22 protein-coding genes are annotated in these 23,673 nt (G+C 65.2%); 12 read left to right on the top strand and 10 right to left on the bottom strand.

Features of this window, described 5'->3' with window-relative positions; translation table 11 throughout:
- Positions 1-10: 10 nt before the first annotated feature.
- From A9D14_RS07565 to mmsB, 4 genes are read left to right on the top strand one after another with little or no spacing between them, the layout of a single operon-like run.
- A complete protein-coding gene (locus A9D14_RS07565; RefSeq protein ID WP_066844821.1) occupies positions 11-1,153 on the top strand; it encodes an acyl-CoA dehydrogenase family protein in 1,143 nt (380 codons plus the stop codon).
- Entirely contained in the window at positions 1,150-2,205 is a 1,056-nt protein-coding gene (locus A9D14_RS07560) for an enoyl-CoA hydratase/isomerase family protein (protein ID WP_066844818.1), read from the top strand. Before A9D14_RS07565 ends, A9D14_RS07560 begins: the two co-directional genes overlap by 4 nt.
- A complete protein-coding gene (locus A9D14_RS07555; RefSeq protein ID WP_066844815.1) occupies positions 2,202-2,984 on the top strand; it encodes an enoyl-CoA hydratase-related protein in 783 nt (260 codons plus the stop codon). Before A9D14_RS07560 ends, A9D14_RS07555 begins: the two co-directional genes overlap by 4 nt.
- 39 nt (positions 2,985-3,023) lie before the next feature.
- Complete coding sequence (gene mmsB / locus A9D14_RS07550) at positions 3,024-3,893, top strand: 3-hydroxyisobutyrate dehydrogenase (protein WP_066844812.1); 870 nt, start codon at positions 3,024-3,026, stop codon at positions 3,891-3,893.
- Here the strand turns inward: mmsB and A9D14_RS07545 are convergent.
- The 3 genes from A9D14_RS07545 to A9D14_RS07535 form a co-directional block, all read right to left on the bottom strand.
- Positions 3,890-4,228, bottom strand: coding sequence for a PilZ domain-containing protein (locus A9D14_RS07545; RefSeq protein ID WP_157668170.1), 339 nt, complete (start codon positions 4,226-4,228; stop codon positions 3,890-3,892). The genes mmsB and A9D14_RS07545 overlap by 4 nt on opposite strands.
- 104 nt (positions 4,229-4,332) lie before the next feature.
- Entirely contained in the window at positions 4,333-5,940 is a 1,608-nt protein-coding gene (locus A9D14_RS07540) for a Mur ligase family protein (protein WP_083987772.1), read from the bottom strand.
- Positions 5,937-6,725 carry an alpha/beta fold hydrolase gene (locus tag A9D14_RS07535; RefSeq protein WP_083987770.1) on the bottom strand — a complete coding sequence of 263 codons (789 nt, stop codon included), beginning with the start codon at positions 6,723-6,725 and terminating at the stop codon, positions 5,937-5,939. Before A9D14_RS07535 ends, A9D14_RS07540 begins: the two co-directional genes overlap by 4 nt.
- Positions 6,726-6,828: 103 nt before the next feature.
- Between A9D14_RS07535 and A9D14_RS07530 the strand changes: the two genes are divergently transcribed.
- The gene (locus A9D14_RS07530; protein WP_066844800.1) at positions 6,829-7,998 is read left to right on the top strand and encodes a D-alanine--D-alanine ligase; all 1,170 of its coding nucleotides are present in this window, start codon (positions 6,829-6,831) and stop codon (positions 7,996-7,998) included.
- 55 nt (positions 7,999-8,053) lie between these two features.
- Entirely contained in the window at positions 8,054-9,028 is a 975-nt protein-coding gene (glk, locus tag A9D14_RS07525) for a glucokinase (protein WP_066848573.1), read from the top strand.
- Between the two features lie 17 nt (positions 9,029-9,045).
- Here the strand turns inward: glk and A9D14_RS07520 are convergent, their stop codons facing one another.
- The 3 genes from A9D14_RS07520 to A9D14_RS07510 form a co-directional block, all read right to left on the bottom strand.
- Positions 9,046-11,082 carry a 3-hydroxyacyl-CoA dehydrogenase NAD-binding domain-containing protein gene (locus A9D14_RS07520; RefSeq protein ID WP_066844797.1) on the bottom strand — a complete coding sequence of 679 codons (2,037 nt, stop codon included), beginning with the start codon at positions 11,080-11,082 and terminating at the stop codon, positions 9,046-9,048.
- A gap of 201 nt (positions 11,083-11,283) precedes the next feature.
- On the bottom strand, positions 11,284-11,544 hold the full coding sequence (locus A9D14_RS07515) for a hypothetical protein (protein WP_066844794.1): 261 nt from the start codon (positions 11,542-11,544) through the stop codon (positions 11,284-11,286).
- Positions 11,545-12,275: 731 nt separating this feature from the next.
- Positions 12,276-12,920, bottom strand: coding sequence for a hypothetical protein (locus A9D14_RS07510; protein WP_083987766.1), 645 nt, complete (start codon positions 12,918-12,920; stop codon positions 12,276-12,278).
- A 74-nt stretch (positions 12,921-12,994) separates the two neighbouring features.
- Between A9D14_RS07510 and A9D14_RS07505 the strand changes: the two genes are divergently transcribed.
- From A9D14_RS07505 to A9D14_RS07485, 5 genes are all read left to right on the top strand, one after another.
- Positions 12,995-13,789, top strand: a complete 795-nt coding sequence (locus A9D14_RS07505) for a TlyA family RNA methyltransferase (RefSeq protein WP_066844791.1) — start codon at positions 12,995-12,997, stop codon at positions 13,787-13,789.
- A gap of 14 nt (positions 13,790-13,803) precedes the next feature.
- Positions 13,804-14,391: a TspO/MBR family protein gene (locus A9D14_RS07500; protein ID WP_083987764.1), complete on the top strand. Its 588-nt coding sequence runs from the start codon at positions 13,804-13,806 to the stop codon at positions 14,389-14,391.
- Between the two features lie 148 nt (positions 14,392-14,539).
- Positions 14,540-15,454, top strand: a complete 915-nt coding sequence (cysD, locus tag A9D14_RS07495) for a sulfate adenylyltransferase subunit CysD (RefSeq protein WP_066844787.1) — start codon at positions 14,540-14,542, stop codon at positions 15,452-15,454.
- Complete coding sequence (gene cysN / locus A9D14_RS07490) at positions 15,454-17,385, top strand: sulfate adenylyltransferase subunit CysN (protein WP_066844784.1); 1,932 nt, start codon at positions 15,454-15,456, stop codon at positions 17,383-17,385. Before cysD ends, cysN begins: the two co-directional genes overlap by 1 nt.
- A gap of 2 nt (positions 17,386-17,387) precedes the next feature.
- On the top strand, positions 17,388-18,137 hold the full coding sequence (locus A9D14_RS07485; protein WP_066844781.1) for a 3'(2'),5'-bisphosphate nucleotidase CysQ: 750 nt from the start codon (positions 17,388-17,390) through the stop codon (positions 18,135-18,137).
- Positions 18,138-18,198: 61 nt separating this feature from the next.
- On the opposite strand, the gene budC is transcribed toward A9D14_RS07485, so the two are convergent.
- The 4 genes from budC to A9D14_RS07465 form a co-directional block, all read right to left on the bottom strand.
- Entirely contained in the window at positions 18,199-18,960 is a 762-nt protein-coding gene (gene budC / locus A9D14_RS07480) for a meso-2,3-butanediol dehydrogenase (protein ID WP_066844777.1), read from the bottom strand.
- A 148-nt stretch (positions 18,961-19,108) separates the two neighbouring features.
- Positions 19,109-19,549 (bottom strand): type II 3-dehydroquinate dehydratase, encoded by a 441-nt coding sequence (aroQ, locus tag A9D14_RS07475; protein ID WP_066848562.1) that lies wholly within the window; start codon positions 19,547-19,549, stop codon positions 19,109-19,111.
- A gap of 79 nt (positions 19,550-19,628) precedes the next feature.
- On the bottom strand, positions 19,629-19,955 hold the full coding sequence (locus tag A9D14_RS07470; protein ID WP_232468459.1) for a response regulator: 327 nt from the start codon (positions 19,953-19,955) through the stop codon (positions 19,629-19,631).
- Between the two features lie 213 nt (positions 19,956-20,168).
- On the bottom strand, positions 20,169-22,280 hold the full coding sequence (locus A9D14_RS07465; protein ID WP_083988010.1) for a protein-disulfide reductase DsbD family protein: 2,112 nt from the start codon (positions 22,278-22,280) through the stop codon (positions 20,169-20,171).
- A gap of 165 nt (positions 22,281-22,445) precedes the next feature.
- On the opposite strand from A9D14_RS07465, the gene A9D14_RS07460 reads away from it, so the two are divergent.
- Positions 22,446-23,669, top strand: coding sequence for an FAD-dependent monooxygenase (locus A9D14_RS07460; protein WP_066844774.1), 1,224 nt, complete (start codon positions 22,446-22,448; stop codon positions 23,667-23,669).
- Positions 23,670-23,673: the final 4 nt, after the last annotated feature.

Raw genomic sequence — 23,673 nt, 5'->3', positions numbered from 1 at the left:
CAGAGGAAGCATGACAGGCCAGTTCGAACTTACCGAGGACCAGCAGGCGATTCAGGAGATGGCCCGGCGCTTCGCCGCCGATGCCATCACCCCCCATGCCGCCGAATGGGACGAGAAGAAGATTCTGCCCCGCGACACGCTGACGCAGGCGGGCGAGCTGGGTTTCGGCGCGATCTATGTGTCCGAAGAAGCGGGCGGGATCGGCCTGGGCAGGCTTGAATCCGCGCTGATCATGGAAGCGCTGGCCTATGGCTGCCCGTCGACCAGCGCCTTTATCTCGATCCACAACATGGCAAGCTGGATGATCGACTGCTTTGGCGCCGATGCGGTCAAGGACAAGTATCTGCCTTCGCTGGTCACCATGGAAAGGCTTGCCAGCTATTGCCTGACCGAGCCCGGTTCGGGATCGGATGCCGCCGCGCTCAAGACCAGGGCCGTCGACAAGGGCGATCATTGGGAAGTGACCGGGTCGAAGCAGTTCATCTCGGGCGGCGGGGTGAACGAGATCTATGTCAACATGGTCCGCACCGGAGAGGACGGACCCAAGGGCATTTCCTGCCTGGTGATCGAAAAGGACATGGAAGGCGTCTCGTTCGGCGCGCAGGAGAAGAAGCTGGGCTGGAATTCGCAGCCGACCGCTGCGCTGATCCTGGACAGGGTCAAGGTACCCAAGGAAAATATCGTTGGCTCCGAAGGGCAGGGCTTTGCCATCGCGATGCAGGGGCTAGATGGCGGGCGGCTCAATATCGGGGCCTGCTCGCTGGGCGGGGCGCAGCGCGCCATCGACGAGGCGCTGGCCTATGTGAAGGACCGCCAGCAATTCGGCCGCGCCATTGCCGATTTCCAGAACACGCAGTTCACCCTCGCCGAGATGGCGGCAGAACTGGAAGCGGCACGCGCGCTGCTCTACCTCGCCGCAGCCAAGGTGACGGCAGGCTCGGCGGACAAGACGCGCTTTGCCGCGATGGCCAAGATGATCTCCACCGAAACGGGCAGCAGCGTCGTCGACCGCGCACTGCAATTGTTCGGCGGCTACGGCTATCTAAAGGAATATCCGGTCGAGAAACTGTGGCGGGACCTGCGCGTGCACTCGATCCTCGAGGGTACCAACCAGATCATGCGCATGATCGTCGGGCGGGAGATGGTGCGATGAGCGATATCCTGATCCACACGCATGGTACGGCAGGCCGGAAGATCGGCCATATTTCGCTCAATCGTCCCAAGGCGATCCATTCGCTGACGATGGAAATGTGCGAGGCGATGATCGAGGCGCTGCTGGCATGGCGCGATGACGATGCGGTTAAGGCCGTCATCCTCGACCATGCCGAGGGGCGCGGTTTCTGCGCGGGCGGCGACGTGACCCTGCTGCGCAATTCGGCGCTGCAAGATGGCGGCAAGTCGGGGCGGGCGTTCTTCCACACGGAATATCAGCTCAACCATCTGCTGTTCACCTATCCCAAGCCGGTCGTGGCTTTCATGGACGGGATCACCATGGGCGGCGGTGTCGGCATCTCGCAGCCTGCCCGTTTCCGGGTGGTCACCGAAAACACCCGCTATGCCATGCCGGAAACCGGGATCGGCCTGATCTGCGACGTCGGCGGCGGCTGGTATCTGTCGCGCCTGCCGGGTCAGTTGGGCAAGTTCCTGGGCCTCACCGGCGCGCGGCTGGACGGGGCGGAATGCCTGTGGGCCGGTCTGGGCACGCATTACCTGGAAAGCGGCGCGCTTGCCGAGGCCAAGGCGCGGATCATCGAGAAGCCGGATGAGATCGGGGATATTCTGGACGCGCTCGCCAGCGAACCGCCGGAAGCGCGGCTGCGCGGCAATATGGACACGATCGACCGACTGTTCGCAGCCGACACCTTGGCCGGGATCATGGATGCGCTGGAAGCAGATGACGGCGAATGGGCCGCCAAGGAACTGAAGACGCTCCGCTCCAAGAGCCCGATGACCTGCGAGCTGGTGCTGCGGCAGCTGCGCGAGGGTGCCGCAGCGCCCGACTTCGCCCACAACATGACCATGGAATATCGCGCCGCCGGCCGCGCCATCATGCTCCCCGACTTTGCCGAGGGCGTGAGGGCACTGATCGTCGACAAGACCGGAGACCCTGCGTGGAAGCCCGCGCGTGTCGCGGACATCGACCCGAAAGCGGTCGATGCGGTGTTCGCGCCGCTCCCGCCTGAAGAGGAATGGAAACCCCTATGACTTACGAGACGATCACGGTCGAAACGCGCGGCGCGGTGACGCTGGTCACGCTCAACCGGCCCAAGGCATTGAATGCGCTGAATTCGCAGGTCCTGGCCGATCTGACCGATGCTTTCGCCGCCTATGAAGCCGACGGAGACCAGCGCTGTCTGGTCCTGACGGGCAGCGGGGACAAGGCGTTTGCCGCGGGCGCCGACATCAAGGAGATGCTCGACAAGCAGGCCGCTGATTTCTTCCTTGAGGATTTCTTCGTCGGCTGGACCGCCGACCTCGTGAAGAAGACGCGCAAGCCGTGGATCGCGGCGGTCAACGGCTTTGCGCTGGGCGGCGGGTGCGAGCTGGCGATGATGGCGGATTTCATCCTTGCATCGGACAATGCGAAATTCGGCCAGCCCGAGATCAAGCTGGGCGTCGCCCCCGGCATGGGCGGATCGCAGCGCCTGACCCGCGCGGTCGGCAAGTCCAAGGCGATGGAAATGTGCCTGACGGGTCGGATGATGGACGCCGAGGAGGCAGAGCGTGCCGGACTGATCGCGCGGATCGTGCCCGCCGCGAACCTGCTTGACGATGCGATGAAGACCGCCGCGGCGATCGCCGCGATGCCGCCGATGGCCGCGATGATGAACAAGGAAATGGTCCACATGGCGTTCGAAACCACGCTTGACCAGGGGCTGATCGCCGAACGCCGGATGTTCCAGATCCTGGTCGCGACCGAGGACAAGGCCGAAGGAATGGCCGCATTCGTCGAGAAGCGCGAAGGACAGTGGAAGGGGCGCTGAGACGCCGCGCCGCATTACGAAGAAGAGAGGATGTGAAGCATGAAGATCGCCTTCATCGGCCTGGGCAACATGGGCGGCGGCATGGCCGCGAACCTGGCGAAAGCCGGCCATGACGTGCGCGCTTTCGACCTGAGCGAGGCCGCTTTGGCGCACGCAAGGGACGCAGGCTGCACCGGTTTCAGTTCGGCCAGGGAGGCCGTGGAGGGTGTCGAGGCGGTCGTTTCGATGTTGCCCAACGGCGCGATCGTCGACAAGGTCTATACCGACGAGGTGATCGGCCACGCCCCGGCGGGCGCTCTGCTGATTGACTGTTCGACCATCGACATCGCCACCGCGCGCAAAATGATCGATGCGGCGCAGGCATCGGGGTACGAGATGGTGGACGCCCCGGTTTCGGGCGGCATCGCGGCGGCGAACGGCGGAACGCTGACCTTCATGGTGGGCGGCACCGACAGCGCCTTCGGACGCGCCGAAAAGGTGCTGGACCCGATGGCCAAGGCGGTGATCCGCGCGGGCGATGCCGGTGCGGGGCAGGTGGCCAAGATGTGCAACAACATGCTGCTGGCCTGCCACATGATCGGCACGTGCGAGGCGCTTAAGCTGGCCGAGCGCAATGGCCTTGCCATGGACAAGTTCCACGAGATCAGCTCGAAATCGACGGGCTATTGCTGGTCGCTCAACGATTATACGCCCGCGCCTAGCGTGGGGGCGGCAAGCCCTGCCGACAATGGCTATGCGGGCGGCTTTGCCGTGGCGCTGATGCTGAAAGACCTGAGGCTGGCGATGGACGCGGCCGAGCGCAGCGGTGCCAAGGTGGATCTGGGCAGCAAGGCGGCCGAGATCTACGAGGCGGCCAATGCGGCGGGGCTGGGCGGCAAGGACTTCGGCGCGATCTTCGAGACGCTCTAGCCCGCGTCTTCCGCGCTGACATCCTCGCCGCCGGGGGCACGCAACACGGGCGCGCCGCCGCGATAGAGATGTTCAAGGACGACGCGGTGCAGCGGGCGCTTGAATTCTACGCCATAGAACGATCCCTCGTTCCAGCAGATGCGCGCCGGGAAGGCGGAGATGTGGCCCATGGTCAGCATGATGTCCGCCCCGACCGGAAGCTGGTGCATGCGTTCCAGCAGGCGGCAGCCCTTGGGCGAAAGGTCGATGATGATGGCGGACCGTTCGCGCCCGTTGCTGACGCGGTAGAGGCCGTGCACCGTTATTCGCGAACGGTCTTCGATGCGCAGGTTCATGGCGGCTCCAGCGATGCGTTCGGCTGTTGCATAGCATTGGCCGCCCCATCGCCGCAGCGGCCCTGTCCAATTTTTCCCCGCCATTATGCGGGAAGGCGCCGCGGTTACAGCAAGCGCTTTTCCTCGAGCAGGTCGGGAAGGTCGTTTTCGTACAGCACGACGTCCTCGGGCCGGGCATCTGATTTCAGTGCCTTGCGCGCCTCGCTGAAGCTGGCCACCTCGACCGCGGGCTTGCCCGCCGCGCTTAGCGCGCCGGTAAAGCTGGCGATGCGCGAAGGGTTCACCGCATAGATCACATCGGCGCGCGCGGCCGCATATTCGCCCAGCTTGGCGTGGACGCGGTCATGCTCCATGCCCAGCTCGGCGATGCCCGGCGTGACGAGGATCGAGCGTCCGCCGCGCTGGCGGGCCAGTTCGGACGCCACCGCGACCGCATTGCGGAAGCCGGCCTCGTTCGCGTTATAGGCATCGTCCAGCACCAGCGGCTCGCCCGGGCTTTCGCGCTTCTGCAGCCGGTGGGGCACCTGTTCGACATCGGGGGTGACCAGCGGGATGCGTTTTGCGATCGACGGATCGATGATCGCGGCCATCGCCACGGCCAGCGCCGAATTGGTGACATTATGCTCGCCCAGCAGCGGAAGCTCATAGCGCAGCGTGCCGAACCCCTCGGCGCGCCGGTCGTCGAGCGTGATGACCCAGTCCGCGCCCTCAAGCGCGGCGCTGGCGATGCGGATGTCGGCGCTTTCCTCGGGCCCGACGGTCACGACCTGTCCGGGATAGCGCTCTGCCAGGCCGCGGAAGGGCGCATAGTCCATGACTTGAGTCGCGACCACGGCGGTGCCGCCCTTTTCGCAGACCGATTCGACCAGTTCCGACTTGGCCTTGGCGATATTATCGACCGATCCGAAGCGTTCGGTATGCGCATCGCCGATGGCGGTCACGATGCCATAGTCGGGCTGTACGAAGCGGCACAGCCGCGCGACCGAACCGATGCCATAGGCGCCCATTTCGGCGATGAAATAGCGGTGGCTCCACTGCAGGCGTTCGCGGATATGGCGCGTCAGGCCCAGCACGGTATTGATCGACCCGCGCGAGTAGAACACCGGCGCGGACACGCCCAGCACCTCGGCAAAGATGTGCTTTGTGGTGGTCTTGCCGAAGCTGCCGGTGATGCCGATGCGGATCGGATCGAGCCGTGCCAGCCTGTCCCGCGCCTCGTCCACATAGCCCTCGTTCACCCTGTCCTGCACGGGCTTCAGCATGGCATTGGCGATGATCAGCGCGACCGGCGGCAATTGCACCGCGACCAGCGCCTGGATTGGCCCCATCGACGCCAGCAGCACCAGCAGCACGCAGATGATCGCGGCGACATTCCGGATGCGCCGCGCCCGCTCTGTCAGGGCCAGCGGCTTCTTGTAGCGGTACTGCCGTTCCTGCCACGCGATCGCCACCAGCATCACCGCCGCCGCCAGTATGCCCGAGACCGAAAGGCTGATCATGTTGCCCATCGAATAGGCGACGGTGCTGATGGCGGTCAGGACCAGCAGCACCGCGCTGGCGCGCACGTCGAACAGCCGCATGCGCAGGATCGCGCCCGGGAAGCGGCGGCCGTCATACTCCTCCTGCTGGAAATAGGTGAGCAGCGTATGCAGCCGCACCCACAGCAGGAAGGCGAAGGCGGCGGCGAAGATCGCGATGGGGGCCAGGATCATGGCTTCGCCTCCGCAAGATCGGCAGCGGTGGGCGCGCCCTTGGGCAGCCCTTCCTTGATGGCGAGCGCGATCTGGTGGCGCCCACGGTCCAGGATCGAGATATGGTCGCAGAAAGGCACTTCGACATAGCTGGCGTTCGGCACCAGCGAGGCGATCTTGCGCCCGATCTCGGGCGGGGTGTCCCTGTCCTCTGCGCCATAGATCAGCGTGGTCGGCATCATGATGCGGGCTAGGTCCGCGCTCTGGTCCTCGGTCACGGTGGCGGTGAAGATGTCGCGCATGCCGGTTTCGCGGCTGTGGACGTAATCCACGCTGCCGAATTTCCTTTCAAGCTCGATCAGTTCTGCCTCGTCCTTCGCATTCGCCTTCAGCCGCTGGAACTTCGCGGAGCTGCGCTTGCGCTTCAGCTGTTCCCACTTGCTGGTCTGCCGCGGAATCCCGGCGCCGGCGACGATCACCAGCCGCTCGATCAATCCGCCCGACCGGCGGCCGAGGCGCAGGCCGATGCGCCCGCCAAGGCTGTGGCCGACCCAGGTGCACAGGTCGAATCCCAGCTGGTCGACCATGTGGCGCGCCATGTAATCGGCGTATTCCACCGTTCCCCATGCATCATCGGGCCGCTCGCTCTTGCCGAAACCGGGCAGATCGAACAGGTAGGCATCGACAAGCGGCGCAAGCGCTTCGGCAACGGGGATGAAATCGCGATGCGACCGGTCCCAGCCGTGGCCAAATGCCACTTTCGGTGCGCCGGGCGTGCCGATCCGGATATGATGGGGAGGCTTCATGTCGCCCTTCTTACAGCGCCAGATGCGGCGCACAAGATTGGCGGGCGATGCCCTGTGGGTGGCCTGCGTTGGAACTGGGGATAGCGCGAATGGCGGAGCGGAAATGACGGGCGCGAATGACAACAGGTTGAAGGTCGCGGTGCTGTTCGGCGGCGCGAGCCAGGAGCATGACGTGTCGGTCGTGTCGGCGCACCAGCTGATGGACGGCTGCGACGTGCGCGAGATCGAGGTGATCCCCGTCTACACCGATTTCGAGAACCGCTTCTTCTCCGCGCCTTTCCTGCGCGATATCAGGCGGTTCAAGCCCAGACCTTCGGGCGCGCCCGAGGTGTTCTTCCGCTGGAGCGAGCGCGGCCCGGTGATGCAGACGCTGCAGGGCGGCGCGCAGACGCCGATCGATTGCGTGCTGCCCGTGTTCCACGGCCCGTTCGGAGAGGACGGGCGGCTGCAGGGTCATTTCGAATTGCTGGGCATTCCGGTCACGGGTTTTGCCGCGGGATCGAGCGCGATGGCGATGCGCAAGGATGCGACCAAGGCTCTGGTCAAGCTGGCGGGCGTCAACGTGCTGGACCACGTGACCGCCAATCGCGCCAGGCTGGCGGACACCGATGCCCTGATCGCCGAGGTCGAGGCCAAGTTCGGTTTCCCCACCATCGTGAAGCCCGCGAATCTGGGCAGTTCGATCGGCGTCGGGCTGGCGAAAAGCGCGGCGGATCTGCCCGCGCTGGTCGCCTATGTGCTGGCGCAGGACAATCTGGCGATCATCGAGCCGCAGGTTCAGAACCTGGTCGAATATAACATCGCCATGCGCTGGGACCGCGATGCGCAGCAAGTGAAGCTGTCCGCGATAGAACGTCCCAAGAGCGGGGCAGAACTGCTTGATTTTAAGGAGAAATACCTGTCTTCGGGGGGCGGGTCGAAGGGATCGTTCCTGCCGTCGGAAGGCATGCTGTCGCTGACACGCGACATCAATCCCGACATTCCGGCCGCGATGAAGGACACGATCCACGATTATGCCCGCCGCGCCTTCATCGCGCTGGGTCACCGCGGGGCGCCGCGCATCGACTTCATGTCGAACCGCGAAACGGGCGAGATCTGGTTCAACGAGATCAACGCCATTCCGGGCAGCTATGGCTTCTTCCTGTGGGAAGCGGCGCAGGAACCGCTGCTGTTCCCCGAGCTCGTCAACCATCTGGTGTCGGAAGCCTTGGCGGGAAGCGTGAAGCGGTTCGACGATCCGGTACCGCAAGGGGCCTATCTGCTTCCCCGATAGAGATGTTGCTTGGCGCCAGGTGGGCGGCCATTAGGCTTGGGTGATGGGGAAATCAGTGAAAATCGTTACAATCGACGTCGGCGGCACCAATGCGCGCTTTGCCATTGCCGAAATCGGCGATGGGCATGTGCGCCACATGGGCGAGCCGACCACTTTCGCGACGGGCGGCGTATCCGGCCTGGCTGCCGCGTGGAAGCGATTCGAAAAGACGCAGCCCGAAGCGCTGCCGCGCGCCGCCTCTATCGCGGTGGCGGGACCGGTGAACGAGGACGAGATCCGGTTCACCAATTCGCACTGGGTCATCAAGCCAGCCGAACTCGCCGACGAGTTGGGCGTGGACAGCCATGTCCTGATCAATGATTTCGAGGCTGTCGGCCATGCGGTCGCGCGGGCGAAGCCCGAATATTTCGTGCATCTCGCCGGCCCGGACGAGGCTTTGCCCGATCACGGCGTGACCTCGATCGCGGGGCCCGGCACGGGACTGGGCGTCGCGCAGCTGATCCATACCGGAAACGGCGGCTATCGCGTTCAGCCGACCGAGGGCGGGCATATCGGTTTCGCACCCGAGGACCGGGTGGAGGAACAGCTGCTCGACCACGTGCGAGGCGTGTTTCCGCGCGTATCGGTGGAGCGGATGTGTTCCGGCCCCGCCATCGTCCAGATCGCCGAAGCCATCGCGCATATCGAAAATCTGCCGATGCCGTCAGGGGACGACCGCGAATTGTGGCTCTCCGCCCTGACTGGTAGCGATCAGGTCGCGGTCAAGGCGTGCGAGCGGTTCTGCATGATCCTGGGCGCGGCGGCGGGTGATTTTGCGCTGGCGCATGGCGCGAACGGCGTGGTCATCGCAGGCGGACTCGGCCTGAGGCTCAAGGAAACGCTGACGAAGCCCGGCTTTGCCGAGCGTTTCGTCTACAAGGGCCGGTTCAAGGGGCTGATGCAGAAGATTCCGGTCAAGCTGATCACCCACCCGCAGCCGGGGCTGTTCGGTGCGGCGGCGGCCTATGCCCAGACGCATGCGCCCGGCTGAGGCCGCCGCGACTGCAATCAGGTGAACGACCCGCCCGAAGCCGCCTTCTCGGCAAGCAGCGGGGCCGGTTGGACGTCCATCTTTTCAAGCCCCGATACGATCCGGTCCAGGCCGTGAATATCGGCCCAGCACATCGGACCGCCCTGATAGGACGGCCAATTATAGCCCAGGATCGCGGTGACATCGATGTCGCCCGCTCGCAGCGCGATGCCTTCCTCAAGGATCCTCGCGCCTTCGTTGACCACGGGATAGAGCAGCCCGGTCAGGATCTCGTCGGCTTGCAGCGGCGGCGCAGTTTCGATGCCATGCGCGGCGCGCACCTTCTCGATGATCTCAAGCGCGGCGGGGGCAGGGGTGCCACGCCGCTTCTCGTCATAATCGTAGAAGCCGCCATTCAGCTTCTGGCCGCGCCGTTCGGCCTTCACCAGCTCGCCCGTCATCGTTATCTCGCCGGGGAAATCGATCACGTCCAGACCGATCAGGTCGAGCAGCGCGATCGGCCCCATGGCGAAACCGTACTGCTTCATCGCCGCGTCGATGTCCTGCATCGGTGTCCCGCGCAGCAGCATTTGCTGGCTGGCGACCATGTAGGGGAACATCAGGCGATTGGCGATGAAGCCGTCGCAGACCCCGGCCAGCACCGGCGTCTTGCGCAATGTCTTGCCCAGCTTCATGCCGGTGGCGATCACGCTGTCCGAGCTCTTGTCCCCGCGCACGACTTCCAGCAGCGGCATGACATTGGCGGGCGAGAAGAAATGCAGGCCCAGCACCATCTCGGGCCGGCTCGTCATGGCTGCGATATGGTTGATGTCGAGGAAGCTGGTATTGCTCGCCAGGATCGCGCCCTGCTTGGCGATGGAATCGAGCCGGGTGAAAACCTTCTCCTTGATCTCCATGCTTTCGAACACCGCCTCGATTACCAGGTCGACGTCGGACAAATCCTCCATGTCGAGCGTGCCGGCGATGGAATTCATGAGTGATTCGACCTGATCGTCGGTCAGTCGGCCCTTCTTGGCGGTATTCTCGTAATTCTTGCGGATCACACCTAGGCCGCGTTCCAGCGCCTCGGCCTTGACCTCGACCAGCTTCACCGGGATGCCCGCATTGGCAAAGCACATGGCGATGCCGCCGCCCATCGTCCCCGCGCCGATGATGCCGACGCTCTTGATGTCGATCAGCGGCGTTTCCCTGCCGATGCCGGGCACCTTGGCGGTTTCGCGCATGGCGAAGAAGACATGGATCAGCGCGCGCGACTGGTCGGACGAAAGCAGGCGCGCGAATTCGCTGGCCTCGACCTCAGCGCCCTTGTCGAACGGCAGTTCGACCGCCGCCTTGACGCAGGTCAGGATCGCATCGGGCGCGATGACGCCGCGGAAAAGCCGGCCGTGTGCATCCTTGACCCGGTCGAACAGTTGGGGATCGTCGCGGTCCTTGCGAGTCCATTCGCTGTCCTGCGAAGCGCGCGGCAGCGGGCCGTCCTTGGCCATCAGCGCGGTCGCCATTTCGAACGCCTTGTCGTCCAGCTCGGTGGCGGGGACCAGCTCGTCGATCAGGCCCGCCTTCAGCGCCTTGGCCGCATCGATGGGCTTGCCGGTCAGCATCATGCCCAGCGCGGCCTCGGCCCCGATCAGACGCGGCAGCCGCTGCGTGCCGCGCGCGCCGGGAAGCAGGCCAAGCTGCACTTCCGGCAGGCCCATCTTCGCGCCTTCGGCCGCGACCCGGAAATGGCAAGCCAATGCCAGTTCGAGCCCGCCGCCCAGCGCGGTGCCGTGGATCGCGGCGACAACGGGCTTGTGCAGCGCCTCGATCTTGTCGAAGACATCGCCGTGCAGCGGGGCGGGTACGTCGGGAAATTCGGCAATGTCGGCGCCCGCCGGAAACGTACCGCCGTCGGCACGGATGATCGCGGCCCTGATGTCGCCGTCACTTGCGATCCGGTCAGCCGCCGCGTCCAGGTCCTGCCGCACCGCGCGACCAAGCGCGTTGACAGGCGGATTGGCGATCGTGACGATGGCGATGCCATTATCGACGCTGACGGTGACGGTTTCGCCCATTCTCTCTCTCCCTCTCGGCCCGGTGGCCGCGAATCAGTCCCTAGGTTCAGGGCAATGGGATGGCGTCACCCATCCAGCTTGGCAAATAGACGAAAGGACAGTTGGCGGTCGGCGGGGCCCGTTTCAGGCAATAAAAAAGCCGCCCGACCGAACCGGTCGAGCAGCCTTTCATCGCCAGCCAGCGTTTATCTGGCAGCTGTCCTAGAAGCTTACGGGCGGCTGATCCGGATCGTCGTCACCGCCTTGGCTGGCAATGATGACACCGCCAGCGATAAGGGCGAGGCCCAGAAGGATCAGAAGCGTGCCGTCATTATCATCACCCAGCTTGCTGGTGGACGCGGCAGGCCCGGAAATGCGCGTGTTGGTCGCACCGATGGTGCCGAGCGGCGCGGCTTGTGCAGCAATTGGCGCGCTCGCCAATCCAGCGACTGTAACCGCGGCAGTGATTTTCTTCAGCAGCATATTACCCCCGCTTTAAATGTGGCGTCGCTATTCGTATAATCGAATAACAAAGATTTTGCAAATGCAGCGAAGCCAAAGATTGTTTTGCTGCAAATGCGAGAAGTTCGAGACCGGATCATCATCCGAACGCGGGGCATGTGCTAGCCTTTGCTCCCGCAGCTTACCTATCCAATGCAGCACGTGGGATAAGGTTTCGGCGCTTGCGACGAAGCGATCCACCATTGCCGCGGGCCGATATGAGAAACCCCGCAGCGGGAAGGCCCGCCACGGGGTTTCGCATGGTCAGCGGCCAGGAAGTGCCGCCCTGACGAAACCTCTATCGCTTTAGCGCGTCCCTGGACATTTGCAGGAAGGGATTTCCTGAAAGACGCGGGACGGCGAGAAACTCAGCGATAATGCCTCGTAGTGGACTTCACCGACCTCTCTGCTGGACCATGAGACATCGGATCACCTCCTTTCGCGCCGGGGCCAAAGACTGCCGCATTCGCAAGCCCCAGGTGCCTTGCGTGCGGCGGGGCGGGGCGGGATCCGGGCCTTGGCTGGCGCCTGTGGCGGCAGTCTGGCCGGTCGCTCCGTCCTTGATTCGCAAGGTGCTTTTTCTGCGGCGAAACGACAAGAGTTGAATCGAATTTATTCACTGTCGGAATGCGCGGATCGTCAAGGATTCAAGCAAGCCATTCAAAATCAATGGTAACTTATCACGGCCACGTCGTTTCGGCACGCTGCGCGCGTCAGCGGCAATCCTGCGCGACACGGGCGACTTCGCCCCAGCTAGGCATGACCAGCAGCGGCAGCCCGCTTACCCCCACGGCAAAATGCCCGCGCGAGAAGACCATGGCGTCGATCAGCGAATCGCCCGGCGAAAGGCTGGCAACCAGTTGCGGCATCTGCCCCGTCTGGACCGCCGCGGGAACGGTTCGCGTCGCCGAGGTGGTGGCGACCGTCATGCCGGTCTGGTCGGCGCTCGCAGGGCTGCCCGCGCGCCACAGGCGGATCTGGCGGCTTCCCTTCTCGCACGCCATGGTAAATTGCGCGCCGCCTTGGGTCGTGCCGAACAGAGCGCGGGACACGTCGCCATCGGCGCGATAGGTCCAGGTTCCCGGCGTCACCGGTACATCGGCCCAGTTCGCGATCGAATGCTGCGGCGTCACAGGGGCGGGCGTGGTGGTCGGCGCCGGTGTGGGCGCCGGCGCAGGAACCGGCGCGGGCGCCGGGCGAGTCGGCGCGCAGGCCGCCGCCAGGAACAGCCCGCTGGCCGCGATCATCGTCCCCGTGATCGCCCAGCAGCGCCGCATGGCGCCCGCCGCCAGCGATTCGCGCTGGGCACTGGACAGGGTATCGACGGGGGCGGGGGATGATTTGCGGGTTGGCGTCATGGGGCGCTTATGCGAAGCCTTGCCCGCTTGCTCAAGCGCCAATCGGCCAGAGCGCCCTTTCCTGCCGGTCGACCATGACAGAATCCCGTAAAAACAATCCTTCCGCCGCCGCACCGAAGCCGCGCAAGATGCGCGTCGACCAGATATTGGTGGAGCGAGAGCTGGCCGAGAGCCGCAGCCGCGCGCAGGCGCTCGTGATGGCGGGGCTTGTATTCGCGGGCGAGGTGAAGATCGCCAAGCCGGGCCAGCAATTGCCCGCCGACGCCCCGGTCGAGGTGCGCGGCCGCGACCATCCATGGGTGTCGCGCGGAGGAATCAAGCTGGCCCATGCGCTGGAACATTTCGAACTGGCCCCCACGGGAGCGACGGCGATGGACATCGGCAGTTCCACCGGCGGCTTTACCGACGTGCTGCTGTCAAAAGGGGCCGGGCATGTGTTCGCGGTCGATTCGGGCACCAACCAGCTGGCGTGGAAGCTGCGCAGCGATCCGCGCGTCACCGTGCTGGAACAGACGAGCGCCCGCATATTGACCGCGCAGCAGATCGACCGGCCCTGCGACTGGGTGGTGTGCGACGCCAGCTTCATATCGCTGGCCAAGGTGCTGGCGGTGCCGCTGGCGCTGGCCGCGCCCGATGCGACCCTGGTCGCGCTGATCAAGCCGCAGTTCGAAGTGGGGCGCGAGGAAGTGGGCAAGGGCGGCGTGGTCCGCGACGCCGCGCTGCACCGCCGTGTCTGCGACAAGGTCGCCGCATGGCTCGGCGGCGAGGGATGGACGGTGCGGGGCCTGACCGAAAGCCCTATCAAGGGACCGGAAGGCAATATAGAGTTCCTGATCTGGGCCGGGCGGGGAACTCGATCCTGCGGCTGACTGTTGGAGAGTACATGGAACCTCCCGTCACGAACGAACCCGTCAGCAACGAGCCCATCGGCAGCGAGCCCATTGGAAATAAAACGGGCGAACAGCCTTCGCGGCACGATCATACGCCCAGCTATCGGCAGAAATCGGTGCTGTGGTGGGCGCTGCTGTGCGTGCCGGCCATCGTGCTGCTGGGCCTGGGGTCCAGCGCCATCTCCGGCTCTGGCGAAGGCAGCCCCTGGTTCGAGATGCTGGCCAAGCCGGCCATCTATCCGCCCGGCTGGCTGTTCGGCGTGGTCTGGACCATACTCTATTCGATGATGGGTTTTGCCCTTGCGCTGGTGCTGGCCAGCGATCGCAAGGAGCACAAGAAGCCCGCCATCGTCATGTTCGCGGTGCAGCTGGCGGTGAACCTGCTGTGGTCGCCGATCTTCTTCGGCATGCACATGATCGCCTTCGGCTTCTTCTGGATCATGCTGCTGCTGGTGCTGGTGATCGCGACCATCGCCTATTTCGCGCGGGTCAGCCGCGTGTCGGCGGCGCTGCTGGTGCCCTATCTGCTGTGGGTGTGTTTCGCGGCCCTGCTCAATCTGCAATTCTGGCAGCTTAACTGACCGCGGCGGGACCGGTCCCCGCGCTTTTGTGCCCAACGATCGCTTGAGCCGCCTAAAGCAATTTTTTCTACCTCGGCAAAACGGCTGTGGTTATCCGTGCACCCTGACACCGCCCGATATTCCTGCGACCCGATGAAGGGAGCATAATTTGCCACGTGCACTGACCCACCTCGAACGGCTTGAGGCCGAGAGCATCCACATCATCCGCGAAGTCGTGGCAGAGACCGAGAACCCGGTCATGCTCTACTCCGTCGGCAAGGACAGCGCCGTGATGCTGCATCTTGCCAAGAAGGCGTTCTATCCCAGCCCGCCGCCGTTCCCGCTGATGCATGTCGATACGACGTGGAAGTTCAAGGCGATGTACGACCTGCGCGAAAAGGCGGCGAAGGACGCCGGGATGGAGTTGCTGGTCTATCAGAACCCCGAGGCGAAGGAGCGGGGGATCAATCCGTTCGACCACGGTCCGCTGCACACCGACATGTGGAAGACCGAGGGGCTGAAGCAGGCGCTCGACAAATACGGTTTCGATGCGGCCTTCGGCGGCGCGCGCCGCGACGAGGAGAAGAGCCGCGCGAAGGAGCGCGTCTTCTCGTTCCGCACGGCCAGCCATGGCTGGGACCCCAAGAACCAGCGGCCCGAGCTGTGGAACCTCTACAACGCGAAAAAGGCCAAGGGGGAGAGCATCCGCATCTTCCCGATCTCGAACTGGACCGAACTGGACATCTGGCAATATATCCAGCTCGAGGGGATCGAGATCGTGCCGCTCTATTTCGCGGCGAAGCGCCCCACCTTCATCCATGAGGGCGGGCTGTTCATGGCCGACGATCCCGAGCGGCTGGAACAGGTCATGGGCACCATGCCCGAGATTACCGAACGCTCGGTCCGGTTCCGCACATTGGGCTGCTTCCCTTTGACCGGCGCGGTCGAGAGCGAGGCGACCACCCTGTCCGAAGTCATCCAGGAGACGCTGCTGACCACCACCAGCGAGCGGCAGGGCCGCGTGATCGACAAGGACGCGGGCGGCGCGGGCATGGAAAAGAAGAAGCAGGAGGGCTATTTCTGATGGCCGATATCGGGAAAGAGCCCGTCTACAAGACCGACGCGCTGATCGAGGAGGACATCGAGGCCTATCTCGAGACTCACCAGCACAAGACCATGCTGCGCTTCATCACCTGCGGCAGCGTGGACGACGGCAAGAGCACATTGATCGGGCGGCTGCTGTACGATTCCAAGATGATCTTCGAGGATCAGCTCGACGCGTTGCAGTCCGACAGCAAGAAGGTCGGCACGCAGGGCGAGGAGATCGATTTCGCGCTGCTGGTCGACGGCCTTGCGGCCGAGCGCGAGCAGGGCATCACCATCGATGTCGCCTATCGCTTCTTCACCACCGAAAAACGCAAGTTCATCGTCGCCGACACCCCGGGGCACGAGCAATATACCCGCAACATGGTGACGGGCGCGTCCACCGCCGACCTTGCGGTGATCCTTGTCGATGCGCGCAAGGGCGTGCTGGTGCAGACGCGGCGGCACAGCTTCCTGGCCAATCTGGTCGGCATCAGGCACGTCGTGCTGGCGGTCAACAAGATGGACCTCGTCGGCTACGACCGCTCCGCCTTCCTCGACATCGTGCAGGATTACCGCGAGTTTGCCGAGGAGGTGGGCATATCCTCGTTCACCGCGATTCCGATTTCCGGGTTCAAGGGCGACAATATCACCGCGCTTTCGCCCAACACGCCCTGGTACACCGGGCCGACCCTGATCGACCATCTGGAATCGGTGGAACTGTCGGCGGACGAGGATCTGGCGAAATCCTTCCGCATGCCGGTGCAGTGGGTGAACCGCCCGAACCTGGATTTCCGCGGCTTTTCGGGCCAGATCACCGGCGGCACGGTCAAGCCCGGCGATCCGGTACGCATCGTGCCTTCGGGCAAGGCCAGCACGGTCAAGTCCATCGTCACCTTCGACGGCGAGCTTGACGAGGCGCAGGCGGGCCAGTCGGTCACCATCACGCTGGAGGACGAGGTCGACGTATCGCGCGGCAGCGTGATCGCCGCGGCGGACAATCCGCCCGAAACCGCCGACCAGTTCGAATCCACCATCGTGTGGATGGCGGACGAGGCGATGCTGCCCGGCCGGTCCTATTGGCTGAAATGCGCGGCGCAGACCGTGTCGTGCAGCCTGCAGCCGCCCAAGTACCAGATCGATGTCAACACGCTGGACCATCTGGCGGCCAAGACGCTGGACCTCAACGCCATTGGCGTGACCGAGATGGTGACCGACAAGCCGCTGACCTTCCTGCCCTATCGCGACGACCAGGGCCGGCTGAACAAGGCGCTGGGCGGGTTCATCCTGATCGACAAGATCACCAACCAGACCGTCGCGGCGGGCATGATCCACTTTGCCCTGCGCCGTTCGCAGAACGTGCACTGGCAGGCGATGGACATCACGCGCGAGGCGCGCGCCGACCTGAAGAACCAGACGCCCAAGGTGCTGTGGTTCACCGGCCTGTCGGGTTCGGGCAAGTCGACCATCGCCAATCTGGTCGAAAAGCGGTTGCACCGGATGAACCGGCACAGCTTCCTGCTCGACGGGGACAATGTGCGCCACGGGCTCAACAAGGACCTGGGCTTTACCGACGCCGACCGGATCGAGAACATTCGCCGCGTGGGCGAGGTCGCGCGGTTGATGACCGATGCGGGTCTGATCGTCGTCACCGCCTTCATCAGCCCGTTCCGCGCCGAACGCGACATGGTGCGCGCGATGATGGAGGACGGCGAATTCGTCGAGGTGTTCATCGACACCCCGCTCAGCGTCGCCGAATCGCGCGACGTGAAGGGCCTCTACAAGAAGGCGCGCTCGGGCGAGCTGAAGAACTTCACCGGCATCGACAGTCCTTATGAAGCGCCGGAAAGTCCGGAAATCCGCATCGACACGACGAGCATGACGGCCGAGGAAGCCGCCGACCGCATCGTCGAACATGTGCTGGGGTGGTGACGATGGGCGACGCGATCATCAAGGACGATGCCGAACTGGCGGCGCGGCTGGCCGAATTCGCGGGCCGCATCGCGGTCGAGGTGCGCGATAGCGGCCTGATCGACGGCAAGCCGCTGGGCAGCGCGGGCGACAACACCGCCAACGCCTTTCTGATGCGCGCCATCGCGGCGCAGCGGCCCGATGACGGCGTATTGTCCGAGGAAAGCCGCGACACCTTGGAGCGGCTTAACAAGGACCGCGTGTGGATCATCGACCCCGTCGACGGCACCCGCGAATATGGCGAGCGCCGCGCCGACTGGGCGGTGCATGTCGGGCTTGCGATCAAGGGAGAGCCGGTGATTGGCGCGGTGGCGCTTCCCGGCATTTCCGAAGTGCTCCGCACCGACCGGATCGCCGCCCTGCCGCAAGCGCCCGAAAAGCTGCGCATGGTCGTCAGCCGCACGCGCCCCGGCAAGGACAGCCAGGCGGTGGCCGAGGCCATCGGTGCGGAACTGGTCCCGATGGGCAGCGCGGGCGCCAAGGCCATGGCGATCATCCGGGGCGAGGCGGACATCTACCTTCATTCCGGCGGTCAGTACGAATGGGACAATTGCGCCCCGGCGGCGGTCGCGCTGGCCCACGGGCTGCATGCCTCGCGCATCGACGGATCGCCGCTGCGCTACAACCGCGCGGACGTGTCGCTGCCCGACCTGCTGATCTGCCGCAAGGAGCATGCCGAGCGCGTGCTGAAGCTGGTCAGCGAACTGGGCTAGCCAGGCGGCGCCCCCCCGATGTCCGCCGGGTTTGGCGAACATCGGGGGCAAAAGCGGCGGGTCAGCCGATAGCAGGCTGGCCGTTGGCGGCCGTCACGCCGCCATCGACCGGCAGGATCACGCCGGTCACCATGCGCGCATCGTCGCTGGCCAGGAAAGCCACCACCCCGGCGACGTCTTCTGGCCGGGCAGGCGGGTCGAGCGGCATCCGCTCGGCAAATTTGGCCAGCTTTTCCTCGTCCTCCATGATGCCGCCGGCCATCTTGGTATCCGTCAGCGAAGGCGCCACCGCGTTCACGCGAATGCCCCGCTTGCCCAGGTCGAGCGCCAGCGCCCGCGTCATGTTCGTCACCGCGCCTTTAGAGGTGTTGTAGGCCAGCATCCCCCAGTCGCCGCCCATGCCCGAAACCGAGCTGGTATTGACGATGCAGCCCCCGGTCTTTTCCAGGTGAGGAATGGCCGCGCGGCTGCAATAGAACATGCCGTCGACATTGGTGCTCAGAACCTTGTCCCAATCCTCGTCGCTATGGTCTTCCGGCGCCTTCATCACTGCCACGCCCGCATTATTGTGCAGCACGTCGATGCGGCCCGTCCTCTGCGCCACCTTGTCGATCGCGGCCCTGACGTCGTCGGGGTTGCGGACATCCACCTTCAGCGCGAAGCATTTGCCGCCGGGCATGTCGGCCAGCGCCTCATCGACCGAATTCGAATGGCCAAGCAGGGCGACGGTCCCACCTTCTTCGGCGAAGCGCCGGGCGGTCGCCTTGCCGATGCCCGATCCGGCACCGGTCACGATGACGGTCTTGTCTGTGAAGCGTTGCATGCAGCTACCTGTCTTCATTGGGTTTTTACGGGGCCGCGGGATACGGCCCGTTCAACCGATAACGACGGGTCTGGCGCGCTTTGGTTCCTTGCAGAGAGTACTTGGGAAGAGGCCGCTCGGGGCAGAGGCCGCTCGGACCCCGGGGGGGTCAGTCGTGGCCAAGCAGCCGCGCGACCGTATCTATGGCATAGCCATAGCCGGCAATCCCGCACCCCGCGATCACGGCCGATGCGATGCCCGACACATAGCTGTGATGGCGAAAGCTTTCGCGCGCATGGACGTTCGAGATATGCACTTCGACGAAAGGGCCTGCGAAGGCCGACAGCGCGTCGCGTATGGCGATGGAGGTATGGGTATAGGCAGCCGGATTGATGACGATCGCATCGGCCTTGCCGCGCGCTTCCTGGATCCAGGTGACCAGGTCGCCTTCCGAATTCGACTGCATGAAGCGCATCGCGTGGCCAAGCTCGCGGCATTTTTCGGCGCACAGGCTTTCGACATCGTCCAGCGTGTCGCGGCCATAGATCTCGGGCTCGCGTGTGCCCAGCAGGTTCAGATTGGGTCCGTTGAAAATGCAGATAAGCCCCATGGCCCGCCCCGTCGCTATGCCGCGCCCGTGCGGCGCATCCATGGCTTAGGTGCCTGCGCCAATGCAGGCAAGCAGGCCGTCAGCCGTTGTGGACGAGCATCGAGCGGAGCGAATCCTCGAGCGTGCCTGCGGAGCAGGGCTTCGAACAGACCGCCGCTTCGGGATAGCGCTGCCTGAGGAATTCGGGCTTGGCATGTCCGGAATGGAAGATGATGGGGATCTTCATTTCCGCCAGCCGGTCGGCCAGCGGCATCACGTCGCCATCGGTCAGCTGGACGTCGAGGATCGCCGCCTCTGGTCGCAGCGCGCCTAGCGCCGCCATCGCCCGCGCCACGCTGGGATAGGGACCGTCGACCTCGAAGCCGCAATCCTCCAGCCTGTCGCAGAGGTCGAACGCTATAATCATTTCGTCTTCAACAAGAAGAATCACTGGTCGCTTTCTACATTCCGTGCGTGGAGCAGGTCCAACCGCAGTCATCCTTTGTTGCCCACCTTTCGTGCGAACCTTCTTCAGTCCGTCGATCCGAAATTCCGTGTCGCCGGCGATCCCTGTGTTGCCGGCCACTCTCAAACGCCGTGCAGAGCAGCCGGTTCCACCTAACAGCAATCGAAACGAATGTTAAAGGCCGGCTTTCGCGGCGGGCAAAAGCGCCCTGTCGATCAGCAGCTGGCTGTGCAAAACTTGCGGAAGCTGGTCGGCATCGCCGCCGCGCGGATACCACAAATATAGCGGCACGCCCGCCGCGCCCTGGCTTTCCAGGAAGCGGGTGATGGCGGGATCGCGCCGGGTCCAGTCCCCGACCAGCACGGTGACGCTGCCTTCGCGGAAAGCTTCGATCACGGGATCGCGGGCAATCGCGACATTCTCGTTCACCTTGCAGGTCACGCACCAGTCGGCGGTGAAATAGAGGAAGACCGGACCCTCGGTCCGCGCCCTGGCCAGCGCTTCCTCGCTGAAGGGGATTGAGCCGGGGATCGCCATCTCGCCCCCTTGGCCCGCATTTGGGGAGACCAGCGCGCTGGCGGCCGCCGATCCGGCCAGCGCGACAAGCACGGCGGCCATCGCGGGCGCAAGCGCGGACAAGCCCCGCCTCTGCCGCAGCCGCGCGGCCCAGCATATCGCCAGCACGACAACGACCATCGCTGCGCCGCCTGCCAGCAAGGTGGTGCCGCCCAGCCGCCAGCACAGCCACAGCAGCGCAAGCGCGGTCAGCGCCATCGGAATGGCCATGATGTGGCGGAACCTGACCATCCAGGGGCCCGGACGCGGCATCATGCGGCGCAGGAACGGCACGAACCCGATCGCCAGGAACGGCGCGGCAAGCCCCAGACCCAGCGCGGCAAACAGCACCAGCGCCTGGATCGGCGGCAATAGCAGCGCGGCACCCATTGCCGCCGCCATGAATGGAGCGGTGCAGGGCGTCGCGGCCACCGCCGCCAGCAGGCCGGTCATGAACGCGCCGCCGCCGCTGCTTTCCATGCGGACCGGCAGGGTGAATTCGAACAGCCCCGCCAGATTGGCGGTGATCGCCGCCACCAGCGCAAGCAGCAGCACCAGCGTGGCGGGTTCCTGCAGCTGGAAGGCCCAGCCGATCTCGCTGCCCGCGGCGCGCAGGGCCAGCATCGCCCCGCCCAGCGCCAGCACCGCCAGCACCACGCCCAGCGTATAGGCCACCGCCTCGCGCCGCGCTTCGCCGCCGTCGCCGCCAGCGCGCGCCAGGTGCAGCGCCTTGAGGCTGAGGATCGGGAACACGCAAGGCATGATGTTGAGCAGCAAGCCCCCCGCGAAGGCCGCTGCGATCAGGGCGAGTCCGGCGCCGCCCAGCAGGCTTTGCGGGGCCGATGGGCTGCCCGAAACGGCGGCGACCTCTCCGGGCCGCGCGGTGAAGGATACGCCGGTGCCGGACGGGTCGAGCCGCAGCACCATCTCGAGCGGCTTGTCGGCGGCGGCGCCCTTGCGGGCCGTGGTGGATACGATCAGCCAGTCGCCCTGCCGTTCGAAGCTTTGCGGCGCGGCGTAATCGACATAGCCGTCAGTGGCGAAGAACAGATGCGGACTGTCGATCGCAGCGCCCGCGGCAAGGGGCACGGCGATGCGCAGTTCGCTGCCCTCGATCGCATAGCGGCCGCTGTCGACGACCGGCGCCGGCAATGCCTGGCGCCAGCGGGCGAAATTCTCGTCAGCCGGTGCCGTTTCGCCCGGTGCGGCGATCTTTATCGTGGTCGCCAGTTCCGCCTGTTCGGGTACGCAGATCCGGTCGGTGCAGGCCAGCCAGCCTGCCTTCAGCCTGACGGGCAGGCGCGATCCCGGCACGGCATCCGCGGGCACCTTCAGCGGCACCAGCACCGCATAGGGCCCTTCGTAGACATGGTTCATCAGCGAACCGATCATCAGCGGCTCGGGCGTGGGATAGGACGGCGTGCCTGCTTCCGCGCCGGGGGGCAGGTCCCAGTCCAGGTCCATCCCGAAGCCCGCGTCGCCGGGGTTCAGCCAATAGCCGTGCCATGTTTCCTCGGGACGCATCGCGATGGCAAGGTCGATGGTCTCGCCGGGCTGCGCCGCACGTTCGGCCACCAGCCGCGCGGCGATGTGATTGGTCCGCTCCTGCGCCTGTGCCAGCCCGGCAACCGACAGAGAGAGCACGACCAGCCACAGCATCGCCACCAGCCGAAGCGGCCCGCGGGCGATACTGGGTAGATGTACAGGATTGAGTCGGCAGGGGTCCGTCATGGGATCGGCGTGCACTCTGAATTGATCGCGGCGCTGCGATGGGACTTGCGCCATGGCGGGCGGGCGGCCATTTGTCGCAGGACTAGTCGAAATCTGCGGGGGATTTAGGCGCAGGCTTGCGCCATGTCCATATTTCCCGGTCCCCGCGGTCTAAAGGGCAGCAGTATGGTCGATGCGAACAGGCGTGATGTCGTGATCCTGGGGGGCGGGCTGGTCGGGCTGACGCTGGCCCTGGCGCTGGCGCGGCAGGGGATCACCAGCCATGTCGTCGACGCCGCCGATCCCGCATCGCAGACGGCTGAGGGCTTCGATGGGCGCGCATCGGCCATCTCGACCGCAAGCTGGAACCTGTTCGGCAATATCGGCCTGCGCGAGCATCTGGAGGAATTCGCCAGTCCCATCACCGAGATCGCGGTCAGCGACCAGCTGAAGCCGGGCGAATTGCGCTTCCGCCCCGCTCCCGAAGAGGGGTCGCTGGGACGGATGTTCGAAAACCGCCGCCTGCGGCTCGCGCTGTTCGAGGCGGTGAAGGACGTCGGGGAAATCGCCTATCACCCCAATGCCCGCGTCGTCGCGCGCGAGCGGGGCCCGCATGGCGTGGCGGCGGTGCTGGACGATGGCACGCGCTTCGAAGGCAGCCTGCTGGTCGGGGCCGAGGGTCGCGGATCGCCCACAAGGGACGAGGCCGGGCTGGCGGTCGCCAAATGGAGCTATCGCCACCGCGCGATCATCTGCGGGCTGGCGCATGACAAGCCCAATGACGGCATCGCGTGGGAGATCTTCTATCCCGCCGGTCCCTTTGCATTGCTGCCGATGAAGGACGACGAGCTGGGCCGCCACCGCACCGCGCTGGTATGGACCGTGGCCGAGGAGGATGCCGCCGCCTGGCTGAAACTGGGCGAACGGGCGTTCCTGGCCGAGGCCGAGAAGCGCATGGGCGGATTACTGGGCAGGCTGGAGCTGGCCAGCCCGCGCTCGTCCTATCCGCTGGGTTTCCATCATGCACCGACGATCACCGCCGAACGGCTCGCGCTGGTGGGCGATGCGGCGCATGGCATCCACCCGATCGCGGGGCAGGGGCTGAATCTTGGCCTGCGCGACGCGGCGGCACTGGCCGAGGTGCTGGGCGAAGGCGTCCGGCTGGGCCTGGACCTTGGCGATGCGCAGCTTCTGAAGCGCTATCAGGACTGGCGCGGGCTTGACGATTTCATGGTGGCGGTGGCGACCGACGGCCTCACCTGGCTGTTCGGCGTGCCCGGCAAGACCGCCAGCGCCGTTCGCCGCCTGGGCATGAGCGCGATCGAGCGCGCCAATCCGCTGAAGCGCTGGTTCATGGACGAGGCGCGCGGCGTTTCGGGCACGCTGCCCGAATTGCTGCAGGACGCCTGAGCGA

It is taken from the genome of Croceicoccus marinus, assembly GCF_001661675.2.
In the GTDB taxonomy this organism is placed as follows: Bacteria; Pseudomonadota; Alphaproteobacteria; order Sphingomonadales; family Sphingomonadaceae; genus Croceicoccus; species Croceicoccus marinus.
The sequence above is the reverse complement of the archived record's forward strand: the minus strand, read 5'-3'. Positions and strand labels throughout refer to the sequence as shown.

Coding starts and splice junctions, on each gene's coding strand:
- mmsB (WP_066844812.1), top strand. CDS start 3,024: ATGAAGATCGCCTTCATCGGCCTGGGCAACATGGGCGGCGGCATGGCC.
- A9D14_RS07470 (WP_232468459.1), bottom strand. CDS start 19,955: ATGATTATAGCGTTCGACCTCTGCGACAGGCTGGAGGATTGCGGCTTC.
- A9D14_RS07505 (WP_066844791.1), top strand. CDS start 12,995: ATGACAGAATCCCGTAAAAACAATCCTTCCGCCGCCGCACCGAAGCCG.
- A9D14_RS07540 (WP_083987772.1), bottom strand. CDS start 5,940: ATGATCCTGGCCCCCATCGCGATCTTCGCCGCCGCCTTCGCCTTCCTG.
- aroQ (WP_066848562.1), bottom strand. CDS start 19,549: ATGGGGCTTATCTGCATTTTCAACGGACCCAATCTGAACCTGCTGGGC.
- A9D14_RS07535 (WP_083987770.1), bottom strand. CDS start 6,725: ATGAAGCCTCCCCATCATATCCGGATCGGCACGCCCGGCGCACCGAAA.
- A9D14_RS07545 (WP_157668170.1), bottom strand. CDS start 4,228: ATGAACCTGCGCATCGAAGACCGTTCGCGAATAACGGTGCACGGCCTC.
- A9D14_RS07465 (WP_083988010.1), bottom strand. CDS start 22,280: ATGACGGACCCCTGCCGACTCAATCCTGTACATCTACCCAGTATCGCC.
- A9D14_RS07565 (WP_066844821.1), top strand. CDS start 11: ATGACAGGCCAGTTCGAACTTACCGAGGACCAGCAGGCGATTCAGGAG.
- A9D14_RS07485 (WP_066844781.1), top strand. CDS start 17,388: ATGGGCGACGCGATCATCAAGGACGATGCCGAACTGGCGGCGCGGCTG.
- budC (WP_066844777.1), bottom strand. CDS start 18,960: ATGCAACGCTTCACAGACAAGACCGTCATCGTGACCGGTGCCGGATCG.
- A9D14_RS07530 (WP_066844800.1), top strand. CDS start 6,829: ATGACGGGCGCGAATGACAACAGGTTGAAGGTCGCGGTGCTGTTCGGC.
- A9D14_RS07520 (WP_066844797.1), bottom strand. CDS start 11,082: ATGGGCGAAACCGTCACCGTCAGCGTCGATAATGGCATCGCCATCGTC.
- A9D14_RS07515 (WP_066844794.1), bottom strand. CDS start 11,544: ATGCTGCTGAAGAAAATCACTGCCGCGGTTACAGTCGCTGGATTGGCG.
- cysN (WP_066844784.1), top strand. CDS start 15,454: ATGGCCGATATCGGGAAAGAGCCCGTCTACAAGACCGACGCGCTGATC.
- A9D14_RS07460 (WP_066844774.1), top strand. CDS start 22,446: ATGGTCGATGCGAACAGGCGTGATGTCGTGATCCTGGGGGGCGGGCTG.
- A9D14_RS07560 (WP_066844818.1), top strand. CDS start 1,150: ATGAGCGATATCCTGATCCACACGCATGGTACGGCAGGCCGGAAGATC.
- A9D14_RS07555 (WP_066844815.1), top strand. CDS start 2,202: ATGACTTACGAGACGATCACGGTCGAAACGCGCGGCGCGGTGACGCTG.
- A9D14_RS07510 (WP_083987766.1), bottom strand. CDS start 12,920: ATGACGCCAACCCGCAAATCATCCCCCGCCCCCGTCGATACCCTGTCC.
- A9D14_RS07500 (WP_083987764.1), top strand. CDS start 13,804: ATGGAACCTCCCGTCACGAACGAACCCGTCAGCAACGAGCCCATCGGC.